Origin of the sequence: Bradyrhizobium sp., assembly GCF_052389815.1 — a bacterium.
Taxonomy (GTDB): Bacteria; Pseudomonadota; Alphaproteobacteria; order Rhizobiales; family Xanthobacteraceae; genus Bradyrhizobium.
In genome coordinates, this window is sequence record NZ_JBQTHN010000186.1 from 1 (window position 1) to 20,321 (window position 20,321).

A 20,321-nucleotide genomic window follows, 5' to 3' on the forward strand; every position below is an offset into this window, starting at 1 on the left:
CCGTGCTTCGCTCTGATCGAGATTCATCTGGCCCTCCACGTGCCAAATAGTGAATCTCCTCAATTACTTGATTCTCAGCCCCAAAGACTGCGACCGCTTGACTCAGTAGTACTAATCCGCCCTACGCTCCTACACTCCTGACGTGCTTGGGCTTCTCTCAGCGCGCCGCCGTCGTGGCGGGGCGGAAGTAGAAGGGCTCGCTGGGCAGCGAACCGTAGACGAACGGCTCCTGCCGCCGCGCCGTCGCCGCCAGCACGTCATCGCGCACGAAGCGGAACAGCATCGAAATCTCCAGCCCCGGCTGCCTCATCCGCTTGAGCAGCGCCTTCATGAACGGGCTGTTGCCGTCGTCGGCGACCTGGCCGGCCTTCGCCGCATAGGCGATCATCGTCCCGCCCTCGGGCTCCACCCGCGCCAGCCCGCTGCCGATCGCGCGCGTGCTGTTGGTCAGGCGCATCTGCGGCGCAAACGGATTGTCGCGGCATGCATCCAGCACGATCAGCCGGAGGCCGCGCGTCCCTTCGATCGCCGCGGAGAGCTCGTCGATCGAAACGGCTTCGAGACGAACGTCGCGGTCGGTCCTGAACTGCGCATCCACCGGGACCAGCCAGTTGATGCCGCCCATCTCGAGCCCGTGGCCGGCAAAGTAAACGACCGACCAGTCGGCCGTCTCCGCCTCCCGTGCAAACGCGCGCAGCGCCGAAAACATCTGCTCGCGCGTCTGATCGCGCAGCAGCGTGACCTTGCGGAAGCCGAGCGTCGCCAGCTCCGCCGCCAGCGCTTCGGCGTCGCGGCCGGGATTGTTGAGCACGGGAACGCTGCGATAGGCGGCATTGCCGATCACGAGCGCGATGCGGTTGCTCGGCTCCGGCTTTGGCCGGCCGGGTGCAGACGCCTGCTGGCTGGATGGCGCGAGCGAGGCACTGTCCAGCTCACGCAGGACCTGCTCGGCCTCGCGCAGGGCCTCGGCCGCATCCACGCTCGACAGCGGCAGCTTGCGCGCCGTCGCCAGCGCATCCCTGGCCAGGACCATGTCGCCGCTGCGCGAAGCCGCAAGGCTCCGCAGCGCAAACGCCTCGGCATTCTGCGGATCGATCTTGACGAGCGACGTCAGCGCCGCAAGCGCATCCGGGTAACGGTGCAATCTGACCAGCACCTTGCCGTGCATCAGCCCGATATCCGCTGCCGTCTTCTTCTGCGAGGCATTTCCGACGACGGGAGTGGCCCGGGCGCGCGCAACCTGTTGCAGCGCTTCGTCCGGTCGGCCGAGATGCAGCAGGTAGTCGGCCTGCATGATGGCGTTGTAGGGGTCGCGGGGCTCCACCCGCGCCGCCTGATCCAGATCCGATTTCGCGAGCGCAATGGCGCCGGTGCGGATGTAGGCTGCGGCGCGATTCTGCAACGCGCCGGCGCGGTCGGGATTGTTGGCGGCCAGCGCCAGGGCCCGGGTGGAATCGGCGATGGCAAGATCGAGCTGGCCAAGTCCGCTGCGGATCACCCCGCGCGCCAGCCACGGATCGAAACGCGACGGTTCGATCTCCAGCGAGCGATCGCAATTGGCCAGCGCGTTGCGATAATCGTGCCGAATGAGATAATTGTAGCAACGATTGTAGTAGGCGGCGGCGTGCTCCTGTTTGGCAATGCCCGGCGTGTTGATGATCGCCATGCAGGCGGCGAGCCCGGCGGCGCCATCATCCTGGCGGCAGGTGTCCCAGAGCTTTGCCCGGGCGCGCGAATCGGTGGCGGCGGAAGCAGAAAAGCCCGAGCCGAGCAGCACGGCTGCCGCGAGCAGCAGGCTCGCGCAAAGTCTCGCCCAGGGTGCGAGCCGATTTGCTTCAGTGCGGGACGGGATCATGCGGGCTGACACGACGCTTGACATGTCCCGTGTTGATGGGATGGAGAAGAGGACGCCCGGCGAGGCTGTCCGATGGGGCGGTTTCGCCGAAGACTTGCGCGGCCCGACCGCTCATCACGACCATGGCCGTCCCGACGAACAGAAAGATCGAGCCGATGAAGCCGAGGATGAGCGGCATGAACCATAGCGAGAAGAAGCCTCTGATCTTGGCGTAACGGGGCTCGTCGGGATCATAGAGGACCGAGACAGTCTGGCCCTTCTTGTAAGCGGGCGGATTGGTCCGCAGCCCGGATTCGAATTCGACGGTAGCGCCCTCCACAGTCTGGAACCGCACGACGGGTGCAAACAGATAGCCGGTATTGTCGCTATCGCGCATGCGCACCATCTCGATCACCCTGCCCTCCACTTCGACGGCGTGCGCAAGCCACGTCGTCGTGGACGACACCGCCCAGGCGGTGCCGAGCAGAAGCAACAGGCCAAGCGGGATAAAGGCGAACTTGCCGAGGCGGCTGAGAAAAACGACGGGATCAATCATGTGAAAAACGGCCCTGCCGCGCTGTGGGATCGTTGTATGTCTCTGGCGAGCGTAACGGGTTCAAAGCGCTCGATCGGCTGCGATACTGCAACGGCGCCGCCGACGCGGCCGTGACCGGGATCACACGCGCCTGGAACTCCCTCGCACCGGTTTTTCGCCTCTTCGAGGCTTGACCAACCCATAACCGACCGATTATATATCAACCCATAACCAACGGGTTATCGATCCGACATGGCGAAGGCTCACGACGTGCTGTTCCGAACGCTGGCCGACCCGTCGCGGCGGGCGCTCTTCGAGCGGCTGTGCCGCGACGGCGAGCAGACGGTGGGGGCGCTGACCGCCCGCGCCGGAATCTCGCAGCCGGCGGTGTCGAAGCATCTCGGCGTGCTGAAACAGGCCGGTCTCGTGCGTGACCGGCACGAAGGCCGGCAGACGCACTACAGCGCGCAGCTCAGCGCGTTGGCGCCGCTGATCGACTGGACCAGCCAGCTCACCGGGTTCTGGCAGAAGCGGTTCGACGACCTCGAAGACCTGCTCAAAAGGATGGACCAATGACAAACGCCGCAACCGAAACGCGCTCCGTCGTCGTCGAGCGTGACATCGCCCATCCGCCGGAAAAGCTGTGGCGCGCGCTGACGCAGCCGCATTTGATCGAGGAGTGGCTGATGAAGAACGATTTCGCACCCGTCGTCGGCCACCGCTTCAACCTGCGCGGCGACTGGGGCGGCGTGCTGGACTGCGAGGTGCTGGTGGTCGAGCCGAGCCGGGAGCTGTCATACACCTGGAATTTCCGGCACGACGATGCGGCGTTCAACCTCGAAAGCGTGGTGACGTTCACGCTGACGCCGACCGTAACGGGGACGCGCTTGCGCATGGAACAGACGGGCTTCCGCCCCGAGCAGAAGCAGGCCTTTGGCGGCGCGCACGCCGGATGGAAGCAGTTCTTCGAGAAGCTGGATCAGGTGTTGATGCGAGCCGAGTGAATTTGGCGCTACCGATCGGCGCGTGATGGAAGGAGTGACCGATGAACTGGAACAAGCTGATGCGGCAGGGCCACCGCTGGCTGTCGATTGCCTTTACCGTGGCCGTGATCGCCAATGTCGTCGCCATGATGCAGGAGAGGCAGGCGGTGTGGGTCGGCGTGCTGGCGCTGGTCCCGCTGATCCTGCTGCTGCTGAGCGGGTTGTACATGTTCGTGCTGCCCTACATTGCCCACCCCCGCAGGGCGGATTAGCCGAAGGCGTAATCCGCCGTGCTGCGAGCAACAAGCAAAAGGCGGATTACGCTGCGCTAATCCGCCCTACGAACTGCCCTGAATGGCGAATGCGATGACCAGGAAAACAACCAGGCAGTCCGCGAAGAAGCCCGCTGCCAGAAAAGCCGCCGCAAAGCCGGTGCTGCTGTCCGGCGGCAATCCCCAGATCGCGAAGGGCGAAGGCGATGCGCCGGTGCAGGCCTACATCGCGGCGATGCCCGGCTGGAAGCGCGACGTGGGACGCAAGCTCGACGCGCTGATCGTGCGCGCCGTGCCCGGCGTGCACAAGGCCGTGAAATGGAATACGCCGTTCTACGGCTTCAAGGACCAGGGCTGGTTCCTCGCCTATCACTGCTTCGCGAAATACGTCAAAGTGACTTTCTTCCAAGGCTCATCGCTGCGCCCTCTCCCGGCCGGCGTCTCCAAATACCAGGCGGTGCGCTACCTCGACATCCACGAGGGTGAGCTCGACGAAGCGCAATTCACCGACTGGGTGAAGCAGGCGAGCCGACTGCCCGGCGAACGGCTGTAACGGAAGCGACGACGACCACAAAGCGGCAGGCGGTCGAGCCTGCGGCACGGCCGGAACGTTCGAGCCCGGGCGAGGTAAAGATTTAACCCTACCTCCAACAATCGCCTCGCGCGCCCGGTCCGCCTGCATCCTTGCAGCCCATTTTCTGCGGTAATTGACGGCATCGACGCCGCAGCCAGCCAAAGACCGCGACCATGGACGTCAACCGCCGCCATCTCATGGGTGCCTCGGCCGCCGGAATTGCCGGCGCGCTGGCAATGGCGCCCGAGCCGCTTCGCGCCGCTCCCCTCATCTCCACGTTGGGCCGTGACGCCACGCAGTATGGCGTGAAGCCCGGCAGCCCCGACGACCAGACCCGCAGCCTACAGCGCGCCATCGACGAGGCTGCGCGCGCGCAGGTGCCGCTGGCGATGCCGCCCGGCGTTTACCGCACCGGGATGCTGCGGCTCTCGAGCGGCTCGCAACTGATCGGCGTGCGCGGCGCGACCAAGCTCGTCTTCACCGGCGGCGCCTCGATGTTGCTGGGCGAAGGCGCCGGCCGCGTCGGCCTCACCTCGCTCACGCTCGACGGCGGCGGCATTCCGCTGCCGCAGCGGCGCGGCCTCGTGCATTGCCTCGGCGGGCGCGACATCCGCATCGCCGATTGCGATATCGCCAATAGCGGCGGCAATGGCGTCTGGCTCGAGCAGGTGTCCGGCGAGGTCTCGGGCAGCATCTTCAGCAATATCGCCACGACCGCCGTGGTCTCGTTCGATGCGCTCGGCCTGATCGTCGCGCGCAACACTATCCTCGGCACCAACGACAACGGCATCGAGATCCTGCGCACCGCCATCGGCGACGACGGCACGCTCGTGCTCGACAACCGCATCGAGGACATCAAGGCCGGCCCCGGCGGCTCCGGCCAGTACGGCAACGCCATCAACGCGTTCCGCGCCGGCAACGTCATCGTGCGGGGAAATCGCATCAAAAACTGCGACTATTCCGCCGTGCGCGGCAACTCCGCCTCCAATATCCAGATCGTCGGCAACAGCGTCAGCAACGTGCGCGAGGTCGCGCTGTATTCGGAGTTCGCCTTCGAGGGCGCGGTCATCGCCAACAACACCGTCGACGGCGCCGCGCTCGGCGTCTCCGTCTGCAGTTTCAACGAGGGCGGCCGCATCGCCGTCGTGCAGGGCAACATCATCCGCAACCTCGTGCCGAAGCGCCCGATCGGCACCGCGCCCGACGACGACGCCGGCATCGGCATCTATGTCGAGGCTGACACTTCCGTCACCGGCAACGTGATCGAGAACGCGCCCGCCTTCGGCATCATCGCCGGCTGGGGCAAATATCTGCGCGATGTCGCCATCACTGGCAACGTCATCCGCAACAGCTTCGTCGGCATCGGCGTCTCCGTCGCACCGGGCGCCGGCACCGCCCTGGTCCAGGGCAACATGATTTCGGAAGCCCCACGCGGCGCGGTGGTCGGCCTCGACCATGCCCGCCCGATCACAACGGATCTGACCAGCGAGGGCGCGCAGCGCTATGCGCAGGTCGCCGTCGGTGCGAACAGCGTGCGGCGCTAGTTCTTTTCCGAAGGCTGGAACGCGTTGCGCAGCAGCGGGTAGCGCTCGGCCATCGCGACGATGTCGAGCGTCAGCGCCAGCGTCTTGTCGAGGTCGCTTTGCTCGGCCGTCGCGACCGGATCAAGCACAAGCACCGGCTCGGGCTCTGCCATCGCCGGCACTACGCTCACTGGTGGCGCGACGGGAAGCTCCGCCAATTGCGGCGCGATGGAGGGGATTGGCTGTGCCGGCGCCTCGCGCTTTGCAGGCGAAACCGAGCTGCGCCGGCCGATCCAGGAAAGGTCCACGGGACGATTGTCCGATGCGGCTTCCGAGTTCAGCAGGCCCCGCCAGGTTTCGACCGCGGCCTTGGCTTCACGGATGTTCTCGAGAAAGTCGCGTTCGCCGTGATAGCGGCGCCAGCGGCCCGTTTCGAACAGCTCGGTGAGATATTCCAGCCGTTGCTCGGCCAGTGCGGACCAGCGTGCAACGATGTCGCGCCCCCGCGCGACGTCGGTTCGATCTGTCATCGAATTGCCCGTAAGAGGGAAACGGACGCGAGACGCAACGAACCGAATCAGTCTGTATGTGACAGGGATATTCTGTGGAAAACTTTCCCGTTGTCCAGCAAGAGACCCTTGCCGGTTTCGCGACTCGCTGAAAATCCGCGGGAACACGGGATTTCCTGCAACACTCCCGAGTCAAGCTGTCGCACCATCGCAGTGCCGCCGCGAAACACGCCCTCGAGGTTTTCAGGGGACATCGAAAGCCGCTGCCGAAAAGAAAAGACCCGTCCGGGGGGACAACCGGACGGGTCAAAGCCATATGGGCGCTTGGGGTGGATGGGCGCTCGCGCCGAATATAGCTGATGGGGAGGGATAACCGCTCCCACGCCCAATTAGTCGCGCTGGGACTGCCGGACGTTCAAAGCGGCGGGCGATTTTTTTAGCTCTTTCGGAAAGCGGTTTGAGGCGAAAACTACTGCGCGCCCGGCCGATTTGGCTCGTTGGTCGCCGATTTGTCCGATGCCATTGCCGCCGACGGGGCTTTCAGTTCCCGGCTCACGGAAACGTCATTGTCGGCCGTCCCTGCCCCCGGTCCGCGCGGCGCGTCGGCCATCGGAACCGCCGGGGCGGCGATCGCGGCTGTTGCGGCTGCGAAAGCGTCCGCCTGCCCATGGCCGAACAGCTCGTCCTTGCCGGGCGTGCCGAGGTCGCGCGCCGTCGCCGTGAGGATTGCGCGTATTTCGTTGGGCTTCAATGCGGGATTGCGCTCGAGCAGCAGTGCGACAATGCCGGAGACGTAGGCCGCCGAGAACGAGGTACCCGAGGTCATCTGGTACTTCTGGTCCGGCGCCGGCAGGAAGATGTCCGTGCCCGGCGCGGCCAGCGCGATATGGACGCCGCGGTTCGACGCGGCAAACAGCCGGTCCTTGGCGTCGGTGCCGCTGACGGCAATCACGTTGGGATTGGCGGCGGGATAGAGCGGCGGCGACTTCGGCCCGGCATTGCCGGCGGCCGCCACCAGCACGATGCCGCGCGCGGCGGTCGCCGCGATGCCGCGCTCGATCAGCAGGTCCTTCGGGCCGGCGAAGCTCATGTTGATGATCTGGGCGCCGTGCAGCACGGCGTAGTTCAGGCTCTTGATGATGACATAGGACGAGCTCTCCGCACCGCCCTGCGCACTGGCAAAGGCGCGGATCGCGATGATGCGCGCTTCCGGCGCGCTGCCCATCAGCCGGCCATGGGCCGCGATGGCCCCCGCAATGCCGGTGCCGTGGACGTGCGCGCCCTCCTTGCTGCCCAGCGCATCGAAATTGTCCGCGATGCTGTTGGCGAGCTCGGGATGGCTGGCGTCGATGCCGGAGTCGATCACTGCGATGGTCACGTTCATGCCGTGCGCCAGCTTGTGCGCCTGCGGCAGCTTGAGCTTTGCGACCGCATATTGCGCGGGGTCGCCCTCTGACGTCGTCCTGGCCTGCTGCAGGAAGTAGCGCATGTTGAACTGCACGCCGCGCACGCTGCCGTCGGCGGCAAAGGAACGGCGGGCGGCGTCGAGCGGACGGCCGTTGGTGATCCGAAACAGCCCGATCGTGGCGCCGATCAGCGGAAGGTTCTGCGACTCGACCAGGACCATGCCGTGGCGTCGCGCCAGCGCACGCACCTGTTCCTCCGACATCGATCCGTCGATCTCGGCCACCAGCTCATTGGGGAAGTTCAGCGAGGCGGTTGCGGTCGACGGCGAATTCGGTCCTTTGCCCTTGCCTTTTCCCTTCGCCGATTTGCCGGTGCCGCCGCCATCGCCGGAAGCGATCGGCTTGCCCTGGCATTCGCCGTTGGCATCTCGGTTGGCGGCCTCGCAGGACGGGTAGAGGTTCGGCGAATACCGTAGATGCGGCGTCGTGGAATGCGGATTGAGGCGCGGACGCATCGACGTGGTCGTCGGCGCCGCGCTCGGCGTCGTCGGGGAGGCGCCGGTAACCGTGTTGGGACGTGCGGCAACGTTGGGATTCACACGCGGCGCGATGGTGGGATTGACGGTCGGGATGCGCGGCTGGATGTTGAGGTTCGGCCGCATCATCGCCTGCGCGGAGGCCTGCGGCATGTCGAGCCAGGCCAACGGGACGCTGGCCGCGATCAGCACGATCGCGGCGCAACCCGCCTTCATCCATCGAATGGTCCGATCGTCGAACATGAGGCCTCGACACCTGCGCGGCAGCCGGCCGCCGCGCGAAACTCGTCTTACGGCGCGGACTCGGCGAGGCTGACGATCTTCTCGCCGCGCAGCTTGCTCATCAGGCCCGTCACCTCGTCCTTGTTCAGCGACTTGCTGCCGAGCTGCACGCGGAACAGCCCATTGGCGCCGCCGACGATCACGGCCTGATAATTGTCGAGCAGCGCGTTGATATCGGCCATCCTGGCATCCGGCGCGAAGCGCACCAGCGCACGCGGCGGCGTGCCGCCTGCGGAGAGCTCGCGCGTCATCGTGGCCGCCGGCCGCTCGTTCACGCTGAGCGAGGCGGTCTGGTAGGTCTGGCCCTTCAGCAGCACGGTGCCGATCACGCCGGCCTGCAGCATCAGCGCCAGCGCGGCAGCTCCTGCCGACCAGGCCAGGGTGCGCGGCGACAGGCTCGCGAAGAACTGCGCGATAGCGGTGGAGAAACGCGCGGCCGGCGACGGCTTGCGCACGGGCTCGCCATCGATCGCCGCGAACAGCTTCTGCATGGCGCGCACCGAAGGCGCGCCCAGGCTCTCGTTGAGGTGAATGGTCTCCGCATATTCCTCGCGGATCACTGCGTATTGCTTCGCAAGCTCGGGGTCGCGGGCGAGCGCTTCCTCGACACGGCGCGCGTCACGCGCGTTCAACGTGCCGGCGGCATGCCAAGGCAGCAGCGCTTCGATCTCGCCGGGCTCGTCCCGCATCATTTTGCTCATCGCCATCATGGCCAGCCTCGTTCAATTCCGGCTGCTTTAAGCAGTTCAGCCAATTTCTTGCGCGCATAGAACAGGCGCGTCTTCACGGTGTTCTCGGGAATGCCGACGATCTGAGCCACCTCTTCCACGGACTTCTCGTGGTAGTAGACGAGATCGACGATTTCCCGGTGCTCGGCGGTGAGTGCCGTCAGGCATTTCCGCAACGCTTCACTGGTATCCTTCTTCTGGACCGACACTTCGGGATCGTCGGAACTATCCTCGATCGCGTTGGCCGCCTCGTCGTCCAGTTCAGCGTCCTTCCTGCGCCGGAGCGCAGAGAGGGCCTTGAACCGTGTAATCGCCAGGAGCCAGGTGGAAACGGCGGACCGGCCTTCGAACTTGCCGGCCTGACGCCACACATCGAGAAAAACCTCGCTGATGAGATCTTCCGCGATCTGCTCGTCCCGAACGAGCCGAAGCCCGAAACGGAACACCCTGACATGGTGCCGTCCATACAGCACCTGCATGGCGAGCCGGTCGCCTTGAGCGATCCGGGCGATAAGGACTTCGTCCGTAGCCGCCTGTGTCGCGCTCAATTGCCGTCTCGCAGGTTTGGTCGGGTGGAAATGGGGTGTGGTTCGAAGGAGGAGGTAAGATTCTTCAAATTATCGCAACTCCGCAAATGCATATGTGACGTACCCCACAAAGGGCCGCGAAAATTCGGCCCATGCGCGGTTCGCGGTCGATCGGCTCCCGACTTCGGTATCATAACACCCTAGCGCTTTCCCCTCGCACCCGGTGTGACCATACCAAGCCTTGGCCACCAAGGCAGCACCTCCGCCCCTCTTGGTGGGGCCCTTCCGGTACCAGGGTTCGGAGCGCGCCGTGCAGCCAATTTCGATGGAAAAACAAGGCGAATGCCCGGGTTTTGACGGAGTGGGCGGGGGCCGAAGATACGAAAACTAAAGGCTTTCCCACGTAGATTTTTGTCGAGTTCCAGCCAACGGCGAGACCATGGAAAGCGCTGCGCCACCGTTCCTCAATCCGATTGCGGCCGCGGGCGAGGCGTCCGGTTCCCGCCTGTCGACGGAAGCGCTGGCCCGCCGCGCCAAGCAACGGCGCCAGATCCAGGGCATGATCGGCGTCAGCTACGTCATCGATGCCGGTATCCTGCTGATCTACGCCTATGCCGGGACGGTGCCGCTCTGGCTCGGTCCGGTTTTTGGCCTCTGCGGCCTCACGCTGACTGGCCTGGTCATCCTGCTGTCGGAAACCGGCTTCAACGAGCGCTTCAAGGACCACTACATGGTCGCGCCGCAGTCGATCGCGAACATGCTGGTGTTGATCGCCTTCACCTGTATCGCGCCAAAGGTCGGTGTGCTGTTCCTATGCTCGCTGTTCACCGTTTTCAGCTTCGCTTCCCTGCGCTCGACACCGAGGACGGTCGCGGTCATCTGGACCGCGATGGCGCTGGCGCTGGCCGGCCTGTTCCTGCTGACCGACAAGCCGGTCGCGATGCCGCACGGCGATCATATCGAGCGCTTCGCCACCATGCTGGTATTCGCGCTCACCGTAGGCCGCTGCATGTTCCTCGGCATCTTCTCGAGCGCGCTGAAGCAGTCGCTGTACGAGAGCGGACTGAAGCTGAAGGAGGCCTACAGGCGGATCGAGGAGCTCGCCGAGCTCGACGAGCTGACGGGCTCGTTCAACCGCCGCTGCATCATGCGCATGCTCGACGAGGAAATCGCGCGCTTCTCGCGCAGCGGCTCGCCCTGCTCCGTTGCGCTGATCGATCTCGATCATTTCAAGCGGGTCAACGACACCCATGGTCATCCGACCGGCGACGAGGTGCTGCGCACCTTCGCCATCACCATGTTCGCCAACATCCGCAGCATCGACCGCTTCGGCCGCTACGGCGGCGAGGAATTCCTGCTGATCCTTCCCGACATGGCGAACGACGGCGCCATTCGCGCCCTCGACCGGCTGCGCGCCATCGTCGCCGGCCTCGACTGGAGCGCGTTTTCGCCGGGCATGAAGGTGACGCTGTCGGCGGGCGTCGCCACGCTGAGGACGGGCGAGACCACCGACAGCATCCTCGCGCGCACCGACAGCGCGCTTTACGCAGCCAAGGCGCAGGGACGCAACCGCATCGCCCGCGCATAGAGCATGATTTCCGAAAAGCATGCCCTCGGGCTCGACCCGAGGGATCATGCTCAAACAAAAAAAATCGGAGCGGGATGACGATTCGAAGAAAAGTCATCGCTCTCCAGAACTTAGCCAACCGGAGCGGAGAATTCGCCGCCGGCCAACACTCCAGGATAGAGTCATGAGCTCGAAGTCCGCCAAAGCTCCCGCGAACCTGCTGGACGAACTGCAGACCACCCTCGCCCACGGCACCGTCGCGCGCCGGGTCGAGGCGCTGCGCCGGGTCACCGACCTCTTTCTCAATCATGCGGTGGACTATTCCGACGATCAGATCGCGCTGTTCGACGACGTATTCCAGTGCCTGATGCTGCACATCGAGACGTCGGCCAAGGCCCTGCTCGCGACCCGCCTGGCGCCGGTCGACACCGCGCCGCCAATGACGATCCGGGCACTCGCCTTCGACGACATCATCGAAGTGGCCGGCCCCGTGCTGACGCAATCGAGCCGGCTCGACGACGAGGCGCTGATCGAGGCAGCGCGCAACAAGAGCCAGGCGCATCTCTTGGCGATTTCGAACCGCAAACAGCTCTCCGGCGCGGTGACCGACGTGCTGGTGCTGCGCGGCAACGACGAGGTGGTGCAAAATACCGTCGACAATCCCGGCGCCGAGTTCACCGAGCGCGGCTTTACCCGGCTGGTCAATCGCGCCGAGAACGACGACGACCTCGCCACCTGCGTCGGCCTGCGCCCGACCATTCCGCGGTACCTCTATCTCAAGCTGCTGGCAAAGGCTTCCGACGCGGTCCGGGAGCGGCTGGAGTCGGCCAATCCAAGGCAGGCCGAGCAGGTGTCCGGCGCGGTCAAGGAAGCCACGCGCCGCGCGCGCGCGGCCAGGTCCGCCGTCACCGAGCAGACGGAAATTGCGCACGCGCTGGTGAAGTCGCTGTTCGCCGACGGCCGGCTCGACGAGTTCCAGGTCGCCTCGTTTGCTGAATCCGGCAAGTTCGACGAGACCAACGCCTCGATCGCCGCGATGGCCAATGTGCCGGTGACGGTGGCCGAAAACATGATGATCGAGACCCACACCGAGGGCGTGATGATCCTCGCCAAGGTCGCCGGCCTGTCCTGGTCGACGGTGAAGGCGATCATCAACCTGCGCGACGATCTCTCCGCCGGGGAGCCGACCGACCTGCAGGCGTGCAAGGCGACCTATGAGCGACTGCGGCCCTCCACCGCCCAGCAGGTGCTGCGCTTCCACCGCATGCAGCAGCAGCAGCAGGACGCACCGGCGGCGTAGCCTTCAAAGACTTGCGGCAAACAGATCCCAGTGGCCGGGCAGGCCCTTGAGCTCGTGCGAGCCGCGGTCGGCGAATTTCAATCCAGCGCCGGCGACGAGATCAGTGACCACCCGCGACACCAGCACCTCGTCCGAGCCGCAATGGCCCATCACGCGCGCCGCCGCATGGACGGCGATGCCGCCGATATCCTTGCCCCTGACCTCGATCTCGCCGGTGTGCAGCCCTGCGCGGACGGGGAGACCGATCTGCCGCACGGCTGAACCAAAGGCGAGCGCGCAGCGCACCGCACGGCCGGGGCCATCGAACGTCGCCAAAATGCCATCGCCGGTGCTCTTGATCAGGTTGCCGCGGTGGCGGCCGATGACTTGCTGCGCAAGCTGGTCGTGCTCGTCGAGCGTCCGACGCCAGCGCTGGTCGCCCATGGCAACCGCACTGCGCGTGGAGTCGACGATATCGGTGAACAGCACGGTCGCCAGCACGCGCTCCAGCTCGTCGGCGCCGCTGTCGCGATGGCCGGTGACGAATTCCTCGATGTCGCCCGCCACCGTCTCGGTATCGCCTGTCCAAAAGACATGATCGCCGTCGGGATATTCGATGAACCGCGCACCGGGGATCGGCTCCGCCAGTTCGCGACCCAGCGCGATCGGCACCTGGATATCGCTGCGGCGGTGGAGCACGAGCGTCGGAACCTGCAGGGTCGGCAAGATCCCCCTGACGTCGATCTGACGATTGAGTGAGAGGATCGTCCGGATTGCACCGGGACTGCTCGACAGTCGCTCGAACTTTGCGAACCGGGCGACCGCCTCCGGCATGCTCGCCTGGCTCGGACTAACCGTCTTGATCAGCTCGCCGCTACCCCAGTTCTTCACGAGCTGCTCAAGGCGCGTCTGCCAGGTGTCTTCGGACACGCGGGCGGCCGAACGCGCAAAGCCGCTCATCAGGATGAGGTGCGAAATCCGTTCGGGATAGGTTGCGGCGAACAATGCGCTCATCGCGCATCCCTCCGAAAAGCCCATCAGGACCGCGCGTCGCGACCCAATTGTGTCCATGATGGCGCGGACGTCGTCCATACGCTGCTCCAGCGAGGGAGCACCGGATATCCGGTCCGAGAGCCCCTGCCCCCGCTTGTCGAAGGTCACGACCCGAGCAAAGGCCGACAGCCGCCGCAGGAATGCGGTGTAGCCGGTCATCTCGTGCATGTACTCGATATGCGAAAACAGGCCGGGAACGACGACCATATCGATCGGTCCGTCGCCCATCACCTGGTAGGCGATGCTGACCTCGCCGCTTTGCGCGTAGTGTGTTTCCGGCAGCATAAAATCGTTCATCGCCCGCAACCCAAATGCGGGCGTGATCCTCGCCTTGGAGACCGCACCGGTCAACAGCGGGGATGTTAGTACTTCAGCATCCGTGATCCCGCCAGCGCGCCGACCGCAGCCACGAGCGCGGTGGCGAGCGTGTACCAGGTCGCAACGAACAGCGGCGAATCGTCGGTGCAGTGCGAGGCATAGAAGGTCGCCGCAAGGCGCCGCGGGCGGCGCTCCTTACCATGAGGGTCTAAATTTCGCCGCGAAATTGGACCGCATCCTGAGCCAAGCCATGTGCGATAGCCCTGCCCCGCTCCGCGCGTAACGTGCACGCCCGGCCGGCGCAGTTCCGGTTCCCTCGCCAAGAAATGATCGCCAAAACTCCGCATGTGGGTCGGCAACCCTTGTCGATGCTCGGAATTGTCCAGCGGCGACTTCCGTCGCTCCTACCACTACGATCAACCCCACATGGAGTTCACTATATGGCCCTTCTCGGAAACCTGCTCGGCACGGTCGATGGTCTTCTCGGCACCGCCACCGGGGTACTGGATGAAACCAGCACCGGCGTTGGCGCGACCACGAGCACCGAGGCATCGGCGGACTTGTCGCACACTCTCGATCTCGGCGCTGCGGTCGCAACCGAGCCCAGCGTCGAACTTTCGGCCCTGGGTATCGACGCGTCCGTCTCCGCGCCGACCATGGTCGGCCTCAGCGCCGATGTCGGCCAACTCGACGCGAACGGCTTGCTACACGGCCTCGTCTGAGGTTCCCGCCTTCACACATCCCGGCGTGGGACGACAGTCCCACGCCACTTTCTCATGCGCCCATCCCTTTTGATGGACTGATACGGGGAACGCTGACGCATGCCGGCATGCTCGCTGACCGTCGCTGACGAAACCGTCGCGCCCGGACGACGGATCGACGACCTTCGCCAGGCGCTGATCGCGTTGTGGCCGCATTTCATGTGGGCCGGCCTGTTCAGCAGCGCCATCAACCTGCTTTATCTGAGCTCTCCGCTTTACCTGATGCAGGTCTACAACCGCGTCCTGCTCAACGAGAACATCGCCACTCTCGTCCTGCTCACGCTCATCCTCGCCGTCGCGCTCCTGACCATGGCCGCGCTCGATGCCGTGCGTGCCTGCATCCTGATCCGCTGCGGCATCCGCCTCGACATGGAGCTATCGCGCCGCGTGTTCGAGGCGCTGGTGGTTCGCTCGGCCGCGCGCGGCTCTTCCGGCGGCGCGCAGCAACTGCGCAACCTCGATCAGTTTCGCACCTTCGTCACCGGCCCCGGCATTTATTTCGCCTTCGACCTGCCGTGGATCCCGATTTACCTGCTTCTGCTGTTCTTCATCCATCCCCTGCTCGGCACGGTCGCGAGCATCGGCGCCATGCTGCTGCTCGCCCTTGCCGGGCTCAACGAGGCGCTGACCCGCGACCCGCTGAAACAGGCCGAGGTCGCCGGCAACCAGTCCTACGTCTTCACCGAGAACATCTTGCGCCATGCCGACGTCATCCGCGCCATGGGCATGCAGCCGGCGGTCGAGCGCAACTGGCAGAGCCAGCGCTCCTCGATGCTGCTGCGCCAGGCGCTCGCCAGCGACAAGAACGCGGTGATGACGGCCTCGATCCGCTTCTTTCGCCTGCTGCTGCAATCCTTGATGCTCGGCACCGGTGCCTGGCTTGCCATCGACCATACGATCGCGCCGGCGACGATCTTTGCCGCCAGCATCGTGATGGGCCGCGCGCTGGTGCCGGTGGAACAGGCGGTCGCGACCTGGAAGCAGTTCATCGGCGCCCGCGAAGCCTACGCCGAGGTGCGCGAGCTGCTCGAAGCCGTCGACCTGACGCCACCGCGCACCATCGTGCCGCGTGCGCGCAACGCGCTGGAGGCGCGCGACCTGCGCTGCACCCTCCCCTCGCGCCGCGAAGCGGTCATCAAGAGCCTGTCGTTCGATCTGGCAAGCGGCCAGGCGCTCGGCATCGTCGGGCCGAGCGGCTCCGGCAAGAGCACGCTGGCGCGCGCCCTCGTCGGCGCCATCGCGCCGGCAGGAGGCCGGCTGCGGTTCGGCGGTCTCGACTATTCGCACTGGGATCCGCTCGAGTTCGGCCGCCTCGTGGGCTACCTGCCGCAGGACGTTGGCCTGTTCGTCGGCACGGTGCGGGAGAACATCGCCCGCTTCGGCAACGCCTCGACCGAGGAGATCATCGATGCAGCCACGCGCGCCGGCATTCACGAGATGATCCTCGATTTGCCCGGGCAGTACGACACCAGGCTCGGGCCCGGCGGCGTCGGACTTTCCGGCGGCCAGCGCCAGCGCCTTGCGCTCGCCCGTGCCATGCTCGGCCGTCCGCCGCTGCTCGTGCTCGACGAGCCCAACGCCAATCTCGACGGTCCCGGCGAGGAGGCGCTGAAGGCGGCGCTGCTGCAGGCCAAGGGCGAAGGCGCCACAGTCATCGTCATCACCCATCGCACCACCATCCTCGACGTCGTCGATGCGATGATGGTGCTGCGCGACGGCGTGCTGGAGATGCTCGGCCCGCCCGAGGAGATCTATCGCTCGCTGCAGCAGCGGGCGGCCGCGAGGCAGGCGTCATGACCGCCGTCGACGAGGAATTTTCGGTTCTCGATCGCGTCCGTTACGCGCGGCCGCAGCGGCCGGCGCTGGCCGGCGCCGCCGTCATCGCCGCCTTTGCCGCGGCGCTGACCTTGTGGGGCACGCTCGCCCCGATCTCGGGCGCGGCCATCGCCACCGGCAACCTCCAGGTCGAGGGGCGCCGGCAGAGCGTGCAGCATCCCTATGGCGGCGTGGTGCGCCAGCTGCTGGTGCGCGACGGCGCCCGGGTCGAGAAGGGCCAGCCCTTGCTGACGCTCGACGACAGCGATCCCCGCGCCAAGCTCGAGGTGCTCACCGCCGAGCGCGACGCCGCGCTCGCGGCCGAAGCGCGGCTGATCGCCGAACGCGATGGCCGGCAGGCGCCGGAGTTCGACCGCGCGCTGCACGATAATGCAGGCAAACCCGCGGTGCGCCAGGCCATGGCGAACGAGGCGGCGATGATGGCGGCGCGCCAGCATCAGTTCGACGCCCAGACCGCCGTGCTCCGCGGCAAGATCGCCGAGCTGGAGGCGCAGATCGGCGGCACCAAGGCGCAGCTTGCCGGCACCGAGAAGCAGCAGGAGCTGCTCAACGACGAGCTTGGCGGCGCCCAGCATCTGTATTCGCAGGGCTACACGCCAAAAACCCGCATCCTCGCCTTGCAGCGCGAGGGCGCGCGCCTGCAGGCCGAGATCGGCGGCCAGCAGGCCGGCATCGCCGGCATGCAACAGCAGATCGCCCAGAACGAGCTGGAGATCGCCAAGTCCGATCGCGCGCGCATCAGCGAGATCACCGACCAGCTGCGGTCGACCGAAACGAAACTCGCCGAGCTGTTGCCGAAGATGGAGGCCGCGGCCGACGTGGTGGCCCGCACCCGCGTCGCCGCGCCCGCGACCGGCGCCGTGGTCGGTCTCGACATCTTCACCGAGGGCGGCGTGATCCAGCCCGGCGCGAAATTGATGGACATCGTGCCGTCGGACAACCCGCTGGTGGTGCATGCGCGGCTGAAACTGTCCGACATCAACGACGTCGCGGCCGGGCACCGCGCCGAGGTGCGCCTCACCGCCGTCAATTATTTCGAGCGGCCGCGGCTGTTCGGCACGATCAAGACTGTCTCCGCCGACCGCCTGACCGACGAGAGGTCCGGCGAGGCCTTTTACCAGCTGGAAGTGATGCTCGATCCCAACGACGTCAGGAAGTCGCGCGTCGAACTGCAGGCCGGCATGCCCGCGGAGATCATCGTGCCAACTCGCCCGCGTACCCTGTTCGAATATCTGCTGGGCCCGCTGCGGGACGAGCTCACGCGCGCGTTCCGCGAACACTGACGAGGAGACTGCTCATGGCCGGATCGGAGAAGGAAAGCCGCCGCGCCGGGGAATCCGAGCGGGCACGCCACATCGCCGCCGGAGAAACGGTCGCGTTCGGCACCACGGCCGGCACCATGCTACTTGGCCTGCTCTCCGGCATCGCATCGGCAGATCCGCACGGCGACGGGGGCGCGCGCGCCATCCCGGCGGAGCTTCCGTCCGAACCTGTAACGTCGCTGCCATCCCCACTGCCCGATTTTGCGCCGCCGGGCTCATCATCGCCCGATCGCGCGGCGGGCGAGGCCGAGCAGCATGCCGACGCGCCCTTGACGCAATCGGACGAATCCCCGGCGGCTCTACACGCGGAAGCGATGGCGGACAGCGCGCCGGTTGGCGCGCCCGGCGGAGCGGCGATGATCCACGGCCTGCTCGGCTCGTTACCATCAGAGTGGAACGACAGGGATGCGCCGGATCACGGCTTTTCTCGGGGCACGGGCAGCCTCGGTGATGCGCACGCGCCGGCGCCACTCGATCTCGCTGGAACCATCGACCAGATCGTGCAGACCGTCACCGGCATCGTCGACAACACGCTCGCCACGGTGACGCAGACGATCTCCCATCTCGGCGCGGCGCTCGGAGACCTCACCTCACAGCTTACGGGCTCCCTCACCCATCTCACCGACGGCTTGACCGGCTCGGCCCCGAGCCTCAGCCACGATCCCGATCCCACCGGAACAATCGAACCGCTCGCGGCAAACCTGTTGGGCTCGCTTCACCCAGCCGCCGAATCCACAGCGTACCCGCAGGACTCCCCATGGCTGGACACCGGCGGCGCGATCCCGATGACGCTGCTGCACCCGCAGCCGCTGCAGCTCGGCTTCCTCGGCCAGCCCACGCTCGACGGTCACGACCCCCACGACGGCGCCTTCTCCTCACTAGGCGTGCATCATTTTTGAGGGAGTGCTTTGACGTGGCTTGGGCGCGACCGTGAGGCGGATTAGATTAGATTAGATTAGATTAGGTGAGGTGAGCGAAGCGTAACCCGCCGTTCCGCAGGTTCGTTCTCGATACGGCAATGCGGTGGATTACGCCTTCGACTAATATTTCAGCACGCGCGATCCCGCCAGCGCGCCGACCGCGGCCACGAGCGCGACGGCGAGCGTGTACCAGAACGCGACGAACAGCGGCGAGTCGTCGGTGCAATGCGAGGCGTAAAGCGTCGCCGCAAACCCGGCAGACAACAGGCCCGCGATCGCGCCCGACAGCGCGGGCCGCGCCGGCGCACCGTGGCGCAGGCCGATCAGCGCGGCGATCAGCAGCGGCAGCGACAGCGCGGGGATCGCGGTCATGCAGATCTTCGAATTGCTGCCGACCAGCCGCGTCATCATCGGCACCCGCTGCGGCATCATCATCTCGGCGCTGATGCCGGCCGCGAGCAGCCCGGCCGGGATCAGGAGATACCAGCCAAAACCGCGCAGCGACGCTTCCGGCCGCGACAGATGCAATGCGACGGCGATCGCCGAGATTGCCAGCGCCAGCGTGACCGCGAATTTCAGGTCGAAGAACGGGTTGCGCATCGCCGTCATGATGTCCGGCCGGAAACCGAGCTCGCCGAAGAACATGATCAGCGACACCGGGGCTGCCGCCAGCAGCGCCAGCATCAGCACGTAGCCGACCGGGCGGGCGCGGTGCGAATTGTCCGATACCAGCGTGCGAATGAGCTGCTCGGTGTCCATTCTCACGGCTCCTTCAGCCTGGCCGTCAGGCTCGCAAGACCGCGATGCAGCGCCACGCGCACGGCGCCCTCGCTCATCGAGAACTTCTTCGCGGTGTCCTTGATGGAGGCGCTTTCGACCGCGATCGACTGCAGCACGTCGCGCTGCCGGGCCGGCAGCGCGTTGAGCTGGGCTGCGACCTCACCGGCGGGTGCGGTCTCCGGCGCCGGCTCGCCCGCCAGCGTTTCGGCGAAATCGTCGATGTCGACGAACACGCGCCGGCCCCGGCGGCGCAGCGAATCGATCAGCTTGTTGCGGGCGATCGCGAACAGCCAGGGCGCGAACGGGGCGTTCGTATCCCAGGTATGCCGCTTCAAATGCACCGCCAGCAAAATATCCTGCACGATGTCCTCGGACTGATCGATCGGTTGCCCTGCCCGCGACAAGCCACGGCGCGCCGCGGCCCGGAGCACCGGCGTGACGCTCCTGAGCAGGCGATGATACGCCCCATCGTCGCCTGAAATGGCCAGCCGCATCAGGCCGGTCCATTCGTCCTCACGTTCGCGCAAACCGCGCTCCACCTGACAATTCGGTCGATCTTTCAATTTGTTACGTCGCCGAATCTTGATCACGAATTCGTGATAGACCGGAAGGCTCGCGAGGCAAGCCGGCTGGCCACGAGAATCGGCGGGCCGCCGCGGAAGGCAGCCGAGCAGGCTCATAACACCGATTGCGACTGTACGCACCGGGCCGCGGGAACCCGAAATTCTCCACGCGCAAGAAGCACATCGCGCCAAGCATGCCGCCGCGATTTCGCC

General features: G+C 66.0%; 20 protein-coding genes and 1 pseudogene. 11 read left to right on the forward strand and 10 right to left on the reverse strand.

What is annotated here, in order from left to right:
* Positions 1-157: 157 nt before the first annotated feature.
* Positions 158-1,867, reverse strand: coding sequence for a caspase family protein (locus tag ACT4OC_RS26665; protein WP_444842037.1), 1,710 nt, complete (start codon positions 1,865-1,867; stop codon positions 158-160).
* Positions 1,836-2,390, reverse strand: a complete 555-nt coding sequence (locus ACT4OC_RS26670) for a DUF3592 domain-containing protein (protein WP_444842038.1) — start codon at positions 2,388-2,390, stop codon at positions 1,836-1,838. The genes ACT4OC_RS26665 and ACT4OC_RS26670 overlap by 32 nt, the downstream gene beginning before the upstream one ends.
* A gap of 231 nt (positions 2,391-2,621) precedes the next feature.
* Here ACT4OC_RS26670 and ACT4OC_RS26675 point away from each other — a divergent pair, with 231 nt between their 5' ends.
* From ACT4OC_RS26675 to ACT4OC_RS26695, 5 genes are all read left to right on the forward strand, one after another.
* A complete protein-coding gene (locus tag ACT4OC_RS26675; RefSeq protein ID WP_444842039.1) occupies positions 2,622-2,945 on the forward strand; it encodes an ArsR/SmtB family transcription factor in 324 nt (107 codons plus the stop codon).
* The gene (locus tag ACT4OC_RS26680; protein WP_444842040.1) at positions 2,942-3,373 is read left to right on the forward strand and encodes an SRPBCC family protein; all 432 of its coding nucleotides are present in this window, start codon (positions 2,942-2,944) and stop codon (positions 3,371-3,373) included. The genes ACT4OC_RS26675 and ACT4OC_RS26680 overlap by 4 nt, the downstream gene beginning before the upstream one ends.
* Before the next feature lie 41 nt (positions 3,374-3,414).
* Positions 3,415-3,624: a hypothetical protein gene (locus ACT4OC_RS26685; protein WP_444842041.1), complete on the forward strand. Its 210-nt coding sequence runs from the start codon at positions 3,415-3,417 to the stop codon at positions 3,622-3,624.
* Between the two features lie 94 nt (positions 3,625-3,718).
* A complete protein-coding gene (locus tag ACT4OC_RS26690; RefSeq protein WP_444842042.1) occupies positions 3,719-4,177 on the forward strand; it encodes a DUF1801 domain-containing protein in 459 nt (152 codons plus the stop codon).
* Between the two features lie 194 nt (positions 4,178-4,371).
* The gene (locus ACT4OC_RS26695; protein WP_444842043.1) at positions 4,372-5,742 is read left to right on the forward strand and encodes a TIGR03808 family TAT-translocated repetitive protein; all 1,371 of its coding nucleotides are present in this window, start codon (positions 4,372-4,374) and stop codon (positions 5,740-5,742) included.
* On the opposite strand, the gene ACT4OC_RS26700 is transcribed toward ACT4OC_RS26695, so the two are convergent.
* From ACT4OC_RS26700 to ACT4OC_RS26715, 4 genes are all read right to left on the reverse strand, one after another.
* Positions 5,739-6,251 (reverse strand): TIGR03809 family protein, encoded by a 513-nt coding sequence (locus ACT4OC_RS26700; protein WP_444842044.1) that lies wholly within the window; start codon positions 6,249-6,251, stop codon positions 5,739-5,741. The two genes, ACT4OC_RS26695 and ACT4OC_RS26700, sit on opposite strands and share 4 nt — an antisense overlap.
* Before the next feature lie 448 nt (positions 6,252-6,699).
* A complete protein-coding gene (locus ACT4OC_RS26705; RefSeq protein ID WP_444842045.1) occupies positions 6,700-8,415 on the reverse strand; it encodes a S8 family serine peptidase in 1,716 nt (571 codons plus the stop codon).
* 47 nt (positions 8,416-8,462) lie between these two features.
* A complete protein-coding gene (locus ACT4OC_RS26710; protein WP_444842046.1) occupies positions 8,463-9,164 on the reverse strand; it encodes a hypothetical protein in 702 nt (233 codons plus the stop codon).
* On the reverse strand, positions 9,161-9,730 hold the full coding sequence (locus ACT4OC_RS26715) for a sigma-70 family RNA polymerase sigma factor (RefSeq protein ID WP_444842047.1): 570 nt from the start codon (positions 9,728-9,730) through the stop codon (positions 9,161-9,163). Before ACT4OC_RS26715 ends, ACT4OC_RS26710 begins: the two co-directional genes overlap by 4 nt.
* Positions 9,731-10,148: 418 nt before the next feature.
* Between ACT4OC_RS26715 and ACT4OC_RS26720 the strand changes: the two genes are divergently transcribed.
* The gene (locus tag ACT4OC_RS26720; RefSeq protein WP_444842048.1) at positions 10,149-11,297 is read left to right on the forward strand and encodes a GGDEF domain-containing protein; all 1,149 of its coding nucleotides are present in this window, start codon (positions 10,149-10,151) and stop codon (positions 11,295-11,297) included.
* Positions 11,298-11,460: 163 nt separating this feature from the next.
* Positions 11,461-12,576 (forward strand): DUF2336 domain-containing protein, encoded by a 1,116-nt coding sequence (locus ACT4OC_RS26725; RefSeq protein WP_444842049.1) that lies wholly within the window; start codon positions 11,461-11,463, stop codon positions 12,574-12,576.
* 3 nt (positions 12,577-12,579) lie between these two features.
* Here ACT4OC_RS26725 and ACT4OC_RS26730 read toward each other — a convergent pair whose 3' ends face one another.
* Both ACT4OC_RS26730 and ACT4OC_RS26735 read right to left on the reverse strand, forming a co-directional pair.
* Positions 12,580-13,905 (reverse strand): adenylate/guanylate cyclase domain-containing protein, encoded by a 1,326-nt coding sequence (locus ACT4OC_RS26730; protein ID WP_444842050.1) that lies wholly within the window; start codon positions 13,903-13,905, stop codon positions 12,580-12,582.
* 65 nt (positions 13,906-13,970) lie between these two features.
* A pseudogene (locus ACT4OC_RS26735) lies at positions 13,971-14,102 on the reverse strand (NrsF family protein); the annotation flags it as partial.
* A 264-nt stretch (positions 14,103-14,366) separates the two neighbouring features.
* Between ACT4OC_RS26735 and ACT4OC_RS26740 the strand changes: the two are divergent.
* The 4 genes from ACT4OC_RS26740 to ACT4OC_RS26755 all read left to right on the forward strand — a co-directional run bounded on the left by ACT4OC_RS26740 (position 14,367) and on the right by ACT4OC_RS26755 (position 18,744).
* Positions 14,367-14,648, forward strand: a complete 282-nt coding sequence (locus ACT4OC_RS26740) for a hypothetical protein (RefSeq protein WP_444842051.1) — start codon at positions 14,367-14,369, stop codon at positions 14,646-14,648.
* Between the two features lie 99 nt (positions 14,649-14,747).
* A complete protein-coding gene (locus ACT4OC_RS26745) occupies positions 14,748-16,484 on the forward strand; it encodes a type I secretion system permease/ATPase (protein WP_444842052.1) in 1,737 nt (578 codons plus the stop codon).
* Entirely contained in the window at positions 16,481-17,806 is a 1,326-nt protein-coding gene (locus tag ACT4OC_RS26750) for an HlyD family type I secretion periplasmic adaptor subunit (RefSeq protein WP_444842053.1), read from the forward strand. The genes ACT4OC_RS26745 and ACT4OC_RS26750 overlap by 4 nt, the downstream gene beginning before the upstream one ends.
* A gap of 14 nt (positions 17,807-17,820) precedes the next feature.
* On the forward strand, positions 17,821-18,744 hold the full coding sequence (locus ACT4OC_RS26755) for a hypothetical protein (protein WP_444842054.1): 924 nt from the start codon (positions 17,821-17,823) through the stop codon (positions 18,742-18,744).
* 141 nt (positions 18,745-18,885) lie between these two features.
* On the opposite strand, the gene ACT4OC_RS26760 is transcribed toward ACT4OC_RS26755, so the two are convergent.
* Positions 18,886-19,524: an NrsF family protein gene (locus tag ACT4OC_RS26760; RefSeq protein ID WP_444842055.1), complete on the reverse strand. Its 639-nt coding sequence runs from the start codon at positions 19,522-19,524 to the stop codon at positions 18,886-18,888.
* A gap of 2 nt (positions 19,525-19,526) precedes the next feature.
* Positions 19,527-20,072: a sigma-70 family RNA polymerase sigma factor gene (locus tag ACT4OC_RS26765; RefSeq protein WP_444842056.1), complete on the reverse strand. Its 546-nt coding sequence runs from the start codon at positions 20,070-20,072 to the stop codon at positions 19,527-19,529.
* Between the last annotated feature and the right edge of the window lie 249 nt (positions 20,073-20,321).

What these genes read in the sequence shown, in the direction of transcription:
- ACT4OC_RS26720 (WP_444842048.1), top strand. Translation starts at nt 10,149, where the DNA reads ATGGAAAGCGCTGCGCCACCGTTCCTCAATCCGATTGCGGCCGCGGGC.
- ACT4OC_RS26710 (WP_444842046.1), bottom strand. Translation starts at nt 9,164, where the DNA reads ATGATGGCGATGAGCAAAATGATGCGGGACGAGCCCGGCGAGATCGAA.
- ACT4OC_RS26730 (WP_444842050.1), bottom strand. Translation starts at nt 13,905, where the DNA reads ATGAACGATTTTATGCTGCCGGAAACACACTACGCGCAAAGCGGCGAG.
- ACT4OC_RS26680 (WP_444842040.1), top strand. Translation starts at nt 2,942, where the DNA reads ATGACAAACGCCGCAACCGAAACGCGCTCCGTCGTCGTCGAGCGTGAC.
- ACT4OC_RS26695 (WP_444842043.1), top strand. Translation starts at nt 4,372, where the DNA reads ATGGACGTCAACCGCCGCCATCTCATGGGTGCCTCGGCCGCCGGAATT.
- ACT4OC_RS26705 (WP_444842045.1), bottom strand. Translation starts at nt 8,415, where the DNA reads ATGTTCGACGATCGGACCATTCGATGGATGAAGGCGGGTTGCGCCGCG.
- ACT4OC_RS26760 (WP_444842055.1), bottom strand. Translation starts at nt 19,524, where the DNA reads ATGGACACCGAGCAGCTCATTCGCACGCTGGTATCGGACAATTCGCAC.
- ACT4OC_RS26755 (WP_444842054.1), top strand. Translation starts at nt 17,821, where the DNA reads ATGGCCGGATCGGAGAAGGAAAGCCGCCGCGCCGGGGAATCCGAGCGG.
- ACT4OC_RS26685 (WP_444842041.1), top strand. Translation starts at nt 3,415, where the DNA reads ATGAACTGGAACAAGCTGATGCGGCAGGGCCACCGCTGGCTGTCGATT.
- ACT4OC_RS26700 (WP_444842044.1), bottom strand. Translation starts at nt 6,251, where the DNA reads ATGACAGATCGAACCGACGTCGCGCGGGGGCGCGACATCGTTGCACGC.
- ACT4OC_RS26675 (WP_444842039.1), top strand. Translation starts at nt 2,622, where the DNA reads ATGGCGAAGGCTCACGACGTGCTGTTCCGAACGCTGGCCGACCCGTCG.
- ACT4OC_RS26690 (WP_444842042.1), top strand. Translation starts at nt 3,719, where the DNA reads ATGACCAGGAAAACAACCAGGCAGTCCGCGAAGAAGCCCGCTGCCAGA.
- ACT4OC_RS26670 (WP_444842038.1), bottom strand. Translation starts at nt 2,390, where the DNA reads ATGATTGATCCCGTCGTTTTTCTCAGCCGCCTCGGCAAGTTCGCCTTT.
- ACT4OC_RS26725 (WP_444842049.1), top strand. Translation starts at nt 11,461, where the DNA reads ATGAGCTCGAAGTCCGCCAAAGCTCCCGCGAACCTGCTGGACGAACTG.
- ACT4OC_RS26745 (WP_444842052.1), top strand. Translation starts at nt 14,748, where the DNA reads ATGCCGGCATGCTCGCTGACCGTCGCTGACGAAACCGTCGCGCCCGGA.
- ACT4OC_RS26740 (WP_444842051.1), top strand. Translation starts at nt 14,367, where the DNA reads ATGGCCCTTCTCGGAAACCTGCTCGGCACGGTCGATGGTCTTCTCGGC.
- ACT4OC_RS26750 (WP_444842053.1), top strand. Translation starts at nt 16,481, where the DNA reads ATGACCGCCGTCGACGAGGAATTTTCGGTTCTCGATCGCGTCCGTTAC.